The sequence below is a fragment of the Roseburia sp. 1XD42-69 genome (genome assembly GCF_003612565.1).
In the GTDB taxonomy this organism is placed as follows: domain Bacteria; phylum Bacillota; class Clostridia; order Lachnospirales; family Lachnospiraceae; genus Roseburia_B.
On record NZ_RAZG01000118.1, the window covers coordinates 1 to 6,424 of the forward strand.

The 6,424-nt window shown below is 34.9% G+C and carries 7 protein-coding genes; all 7 read right to left on the reverse strand.

The window, feature by feature from the left end:
* Positions 1 to 153 precede the first annotated feature (153 nt).
* The gene (locus D7Y06_RS23435; RefSeq protein ID WP_158591476.1) at positions 154 to 777 is read right to left on the reverse strand and encodes a GNAT family N-acetyltransferase; all 624 of its coding nucleotides are present in this window, start codon (positions 775 to 777) and stop codon (positions 154 to 156) included.
* 66 nt (positions 778 to 843) lie between these two features.
* Entirely contained in the window at positions 844 to 1,311 is a 468-nt protein-coding gene (locus D7Y06_RS23440) for a GNAT family N-acetyltransferase (RefSeq protein WP_120409945.1), read from the reverse strand.
* A 28-nt stretch (positions 1,312 to 1,339) separates the two neighbouring features.
* The gene (locus D7Y06_RS23445) at positions 1,340 to 2,122 is read right to left on the reverse strand and encodes a GNAT family N-acetyltransferase (protein ID WP_120409946.1); all 783 of its coding nucleotides are present in this window, start codon (positions 2,120 to 2,122) and stop codon (positions 1,340 to 1,342) included.
* Between the two features lie 48 nt (positions 2,123 to 2,170).
* A complete protein-coding gene (locus tag D7Y06_RS23450) occupies positions 2,171 to 3,112 on the reverse strand; it encodes a hypothetical protein (protein WP_120409947.1) in 942 nt (313 codons plus the stop codon).
* A 27-nt stretch (positions 3,113 to 3,139) separates the two neighbouring features.
* Positions 3,140 to 4,279 carry a restriction endonuclease subunit S gene (locus D7Y06_RS23455; RefSeq protein ID WP_120409948.1) on the reverse strand — a complete coding sequence of 380 codons (1,140 nt, stop codon included), beginning with the start codon at positions 4,277 to 4,279 and terminating at the stop codon, positions 3,140 to 3,142.
* Positions 4,276 to 5,688 carry an HsdM family class I SAM-dependent methyltransferase gene (locus tag D7Y06_RS23460; RefSeq protein ID WP_243119485.1) on the reverse strand — a complete coding sequence of 471 codons (1,413 nt, stop codon included), beginning with the start codon at positions 5,686 to 5,688 and terminating at the stop codon, positions 4,276 to 4,278. The genes D7Y06_RS23455 and D7Y06_RS23460 overlap by 4 nt, the downstream gene beginning before the upstream one ends.
* 51 nt (positions 5,689 to 5,739) lie before the next feature.
* Entirely contained in the window at positions 5,740 to 6,327 is a 588-nt protein-coding gene (locus D7Y06_RS27465) for a VRR-NUC domain-containing protein (RefSeq protein ID WP_243119486.1), read from the reverse strand.
* Between the last annotated feature and the right edge of the window lie 97 nt (positions 6,328 to 6,424).

Here is a 6,424-nt window from a genome sequence, read left to right on the forward strand (position 1 = left end):
TGGCATCTATCATCTATAATTATGGCAAATTTTGTGATGGTTTTAAATCCACCCTGAAACTAGGCGCTTACTATCAAATAAAAAATCCATGCTTAATTCAGCAAACGTTTTCATTCAATACATCTCCCATCCTGTCATTAATAAAAATTTTTCTCACATACAATTCCTATTGCAAAATCTGTTAATAAATATCATTTTTCTAATCTCATATGTCACTGTCGCAGGAGCTTCCGCATATTCTGCTGGATTCACTTTTAATCCTGCTGCCCGCATAGCTTCCACTACCAAATTTTTTCCTTCTACTACCTTACCGCCCAACTTCTCAGCTATCCTACAGCTTGCTTTATTTGAACGGAAAGCGTTCCAAACAATACACTCTACTGATTCATTTTCAAATACATTTACACACAGTATCTTGGATGCTTCAAAGGCATAGCCTTTTCCCTGATACTCATCAAGTATTGCAATATCTACTTCCGGCATTTCCACATTACTATAGTCTAATTCAATGAAACCTACTCCCCGCAATGATACTTTTTCAGTTATCAAGTACCTTGCTTTGCTGTCCCGTTTTCCGTCAGCATAATCTTTAATACACCCACACGGATGCTCCCAGAAATCAGGCATCATCTCATATACTTTTGAAAAAGCAGACGCCCTTTTATATGTAGACAAATAGCATTCCACATTTGATTGATTCAGCAGATTTACAATGATTTTTTCTCCATATAATGCAAGATCATTACCTGCAATAAAGTCATTTCTTTTGTCACTCAAAAGCCTTCTCCTCATTCTATAAACTCATTGGTCTTCATTCAATACGAAGAGAAAATGCAACCATACTTAGTCCACATCTGTATCTATCTTTTTCAAATTCATCGTTAAAAACCGACAATCGCTTTGAGAATCCCGAAAACCCATATGGCGATATATCAGATATGCATCTTTATAACAGGCAGTACGGATAGAAACTTCTGTAATCCCCCTTCTGTGCGCCTCATTACAGACATGCTCAATCAATGCCCTGCCTACGCCTTTATTTTGATAATCGGGCAAAACAGCTAAAAACTCAATGTATAATGAACGACCACAAAACATGTCAGGTGTTTCATACACTAATACAGCACCGCAAATCGTACCATCTTCTTCCAGTATAAATGCATTATTCCTATTAACAAAAAAAGATAAATACTCATTAAAGCCTGTGTAATATTTCGCAACTAAACCTTCTCTATGCTCAAATGCCTTTTCGTAAAGCCGCACAATTTTATCGTAATCATCTTTTACCGCCAATCTTATCGAGTATTTCATAATTTACTGCCTTTCTGCCCATTTCATTCTATAAATCCGTTGGATTCCAGTCAATACGAAACTCCAACACATGCCCAATCAAATCAATCGGAGCAACATGAAACTCCTTTGCCAATTTCCTTCGTTTATCATCAATTAAATCTTTGTTTTCTTCTTGAAACTTGCGTAAATATTCTCCATGAATAAACATTTCGCTAATTCCGTTAGGTTTCGCTCCAAGTTTTTTCATAAGATTCTGTGAAGCATAATTGTCAGAGTCAACCCTGCTTCTATATGCAGGTTTTCCTGTCAATTCCGTTAAAGCATTTAACATTACTACAAGAGCATGATATCCATATCCCCGATGCCTATATTTCTTCAAAAGTTCTATTACCAATTCCCAATTCTCTACATTTATATTTTTTATTCCACAGTAACCCACATATTCTCCAGATACTTTGTCATAAATGGAAAAGTTCGCAGCTGTATCAGATAAAAATGATTCCCATAAATCCTTTTTAAAAGTATCTTCCTTAAAAGCACTTTTCATAATAGCGCATTCGTAGGATACTTTCATATAATCTTCATAATCCTCATCTGATATATTCCTTAACATAACCATATCATTTTCAGCGAGAAGCCGACCTCGCCTTGACAATGTACTTTTATCAAAATTCAGATTTTCAATTTTCTCTTTAGGCTCATCAAATTGTGCCATTATTTTTTCAACCTCCAATGACAACATATTCATCACAGCATCTGATTCCGGAATTAATCCATCTTCTTTTAAAGAAATCGCTTTTTCTAATTGTTCTAAGACACTATTATACACATCACTATGCTGATCACATCAATTCGCATCTTCTTAAAATCTTTATCCTTATTCCTCATAATCTTTCATCAACATTTTCATTCCATATTTATTGTTATCCTCTAAAAATTGCAATAAATCGGGATGTATCTTAGGAAAATGCATATCCATAAATTCGACAATCATTGGCATTACCCAATATTGGCAACCTTCTCTCGGCGTAATGTCAAATTCTATGTCATCTCTGTAGTCAGATGACTGTATTTTATTCGGCAATGCAATAGAAAGAATGCTAATAAAAATTGAGGTTATATTGTGTACAGTTTCAATTAGTTTTTCCTTTCTTTTTTGATAATCTCCATATGAAGGGTAATTATCCAAAATATATTTTCGCCCATTGCCATGTACATAATTATTTAGGGTTCTATCTGTCTCTTTCCATATATCTTTAAGATATATTTCCATCAACTGTTTTATATCTTCATCCTTAACAAACTGTGCGACATATTTTGACGTATCAAAATACTGTTTCCGTTCCTTGAAATATTTTTCATCTTCCAAAACATCATAAACCCACAATTCAACGGCTAAATCTGCTGCTGATTTGCGTGTACCTGCCGCCAAAATCTTCATTTCTGATTCTATAGCTTGAACCAAATTTTCGACCGTTAAGTCTGAACCGTACAATTTTTTAAATTCTTCATCATCCAACCTTTGCATATTTTCTACAATCTGAGCCACAAAAACATATTGGATTATATCATCTCTATATTTTCTTGCTAACGTAAATGCATCTGCAAAATATCCTCTTTGACAGCAAAAATCTATACTCTTAATAGTATTCTCAGATGCGGTAATTGATTCTCCCTGTAAAAAATATGTACCTCTACTACTAACTGAAACACTTGGACCAGAAAACATATTATCTGAAATTCCCATTAAAATCATTGCGATTTCATCCAACTCTGCTATTTGACATCTTTCATTATTCGCTACAAATATATCACTCATTTTCTCCAATGTCTCCATTTTTATAATTTAATTATTTCTTGATACAACCTCTATTGTTGCCTTGCTCTTTCTATCCGCATACAAAACGACTTCTGCCATAACTAATTTATGAATTGCTGAAATAATCGTTTCCATTTTACCATAGTCAGGCTGTCCGTTTCTTACCGGCAAAACGATATTAAGGTTATCAGCATCTTTGGCATAAAAATTTCTACCGTAATCAAATTGACCGTTATGCGATGATTTATGAATTGCTGTTGTAACAAATATGGCTGCCTTCATCGGCAATTTTTCTGTATGCACAATTGCAACATGGTCATCTCCGCCATATTCATAATTTCTATATTTAGCAGAGCCAAACATATCAATCGTAGTTGTGTTCTTTGAAAAAATATGAACATCATTACCAATAAAATCAGAAACGCCTTCATCTGCTTCGCCTGCAGTCACAAATGGTAAACTGCCCGGAATTCTATCAGCGCTTTTCAAACGCTTTCCACGAGTTGATTTCCCATATAATGCCTCAAGATTGAATTTTCCCCACTCTAGCTTATCAAATTCTTGCAATGACTGTTTCTCTTCAATGGTAAGATGCGTATCTTTCAGACCTGTGACAGAAAAATATGTTTCTAGTTGCGCAACATGCTGTGCTTCAAGTTCTGCAATAAAATTTTCCATAAAAGCAAAATCTATTTTGCCATCACTTTTGGGCAATTGAATGTATTTATTCTTTACAACATTCCATCCGCCCAATTTGTTCTTATACGAATATATCGACAAATCAGTAACCTTGTTAATACACATTACCATAAACATATACTGATTCTGCGATGGCATTAATTCATCCGACTTCCAGCGAATAGCATAGGCATCGGACAAAACCGTAAATTCTCGTGATTGAAAATATGCTCGATAAACATCACTATTGGATGGAATAGATATTACATTCTTCAAAATAGTTGCCCCATTTCGCGGCACATAATAATTTAACCCCTGATTATTGAAACTTGATGTTAAGCAAGGCAAAGTATATTTATCTGTTGCACACTTAGGAAGATCATCCGCTTTATATGGCAATTTGTTTGTTTTAATCTTTTCAAACAAATCGCCAATTCTATATTCGCCCCACTCGACACCGCGAAGTTTTTCATCGAGTGAGGCGTTTATTTTCCCAAGCGTTCATTCTCACGATTCTGATTTTTCAGTAAATTTGAAACCTCCCATGCAAGGTAATCACTTACGGTTTTTTTGAAATCTTCCAGAGTAGGCTTTGTATCAATGGGTGCAGTCTGATTCCAATCTGCACCGTTTTCCGGATCAATCGTTCCCTCATAGTATTCTCTTTCCGTAAACAAGCATAGCTTACCTTTGCCAAAGCGCACTAAATCAACGACCTCTTGATAACGCTCTTTTGCATGATCAGTATCCTTTAAATTATTACTTGCCTTTTTACGATTGGAACGGGTATAATCGTCATTAGAAAAGTCTATAAACTTAACAACATCATCTTTTTGATGAGTTTCACCGACTCTGAACACATAAATGCTTGTCTGTACACTTGATTTACCAATAAACAAATCTATGGGCATTTTTATGCTCGCAAGTAATGTACTATGTTTCAGTATCCTTTTGTTGTATTCAATTGCCTTTCCAGAACCCGCTGAATTCTGGATAATGATAGCTGCATATCCTTTATGCATCATCGACAGAGCTTTTTCAACAAAATTCATTCCATTTCCGGATGCGGAATACGGCGGATTTAAGACAAAAGCATCCGCAGGAAATTTATCATTAGTCTTCCCAAAACCATAGTTACCTGTAAAGTCTGTTAAGGAATCCTTGTTCAAAATATTTGAACTGCCATCGCCCATAAGAATCATATTCAAAATAGCAAGCATATACACACTAGAAAGCAATTCTATGCCAAGTAACTGTGTCGCTTTAATTTCAGCCGCCTTTTTTTGATATTCATCGGGAGACTTGATTTGTTCCTTAGCATCATTGAGCATTTCATTCATAGCAGCTACAAGAAGTCCAGCAGAGCCAGTGGCAAAGTGCCAAACATAAGAGTCTTTATTGACTCTTGCAAGTTTTACTAATAATTTGGCAGCATAAGAAGGCGTAAGAACAACATCATTTAACTTATCTTGTGAGAATCCCAGCCATCCATACATTTCATTGAACAACTTACCTGTAAAATCAGTGGTTAATCCGATTTTATAGTAAATACCTAAATCATCAACAATCTTTGTGAACACACGTTTTAACTGGCTCTCTCCATTTTCAACTCTGTTGATATTATCAGTAGTCAAAGTGTTTTGTAATGTCCTTACAATAAGTTCTTTTTTCTCTTTAGGCAACTTCTTTTCATTTAAGAAAGCCTTGATCTTCCTAACAAGAATATCTCCATCTGTGTTACCCTCTTCTGATGAAGATTTGAGCTCCGACTTTTCAAGAGGTGCTACTTTTCCAGGAATTCCAATGGTAGCAATAATAGAAGCTGCCACAAGATACACTCGGTCATTCTCACCCAAACCTTTTTCATTTTGATATATATCATTATTCAGCTTTACCAAACTGGCATCTATTTCCTTCTCTCTCTGCTCTTTTAACCTATCAATTTCTTCTTACGATAATTGCAACCTCTTTACTTTCTCAACAAAGCTATCAAAGTTCTCTTTTCTAAGGAAAGAAAAATCAGAATAATCATCGATCTTTTGGCCAATACCAAAATTGGTCTTGGAAACATAATAAACACCGATAGAATACTGAAGATTACCATTCTCATCTTTGTAACCAGTCATTCCAATAGCAATAATATCAGTGTAACTTGTGTGGTGTAATAATGCATTAGCATAATGGACGGCGCCATTTACAGCATACGCATTAATATTCTTAAAATTCGGTTCGTTTTTTGCTGTCTTATTATCCACTTGACCGTTAGAATCCAATTTGACAAGCTTATCTTTATATCCCTTGTATTCTATAAGCACAGGATAAAAACTTAATGCTTTATCTTGAAGCAACAATTTGCAATCAGGTCTATTTCCACCTACGCCACCATTTTTAGAAAAATAATCATTTAGTGCAGCATCAATTTCTGTATTTAGGGATTCCTGTTCTAACTTATAATCCAATTTATATGCTTTCAACCAACCATTTGCCAAATCAGCAATATTAGGTTCAATCGATTTAACCGTTTCTTTTGTTGCCATTTTTATTTCTCCTCATCTATATAGTTCTTGTGAGTTGTAAGTTATCAATAAAAAAATAACCCTTCCATATGGTTTTATGGTATCCTATAAGTTGCCA

What these genes read in the sequence shown, in the direction of transcription:
- D7Y06_RS23440 (WP_120409945.1), bottom strand. Translation starts at nt 1,311, where the DNA reads ATGAAATACTCGATAAGATTGGCGGTAAAAGATGATTACGATAAAATT.
- D7Y06_RS23450 (WP_120409947.1), bottom strand. Translation starts at nt 3,112, where the DNA reads ATGAGTGATATATTTGTAGCGAATAATGAAAGATGTCAAATAGCAGAG.
- D7Y06_RS27465 (WP_243119486.1), bottom strand. Translation starts at nt 6,327, where the DNA reads ATGGCAACAAAAGAAACGGTTAAATCGATTGAACCTAATATTGCTGAT.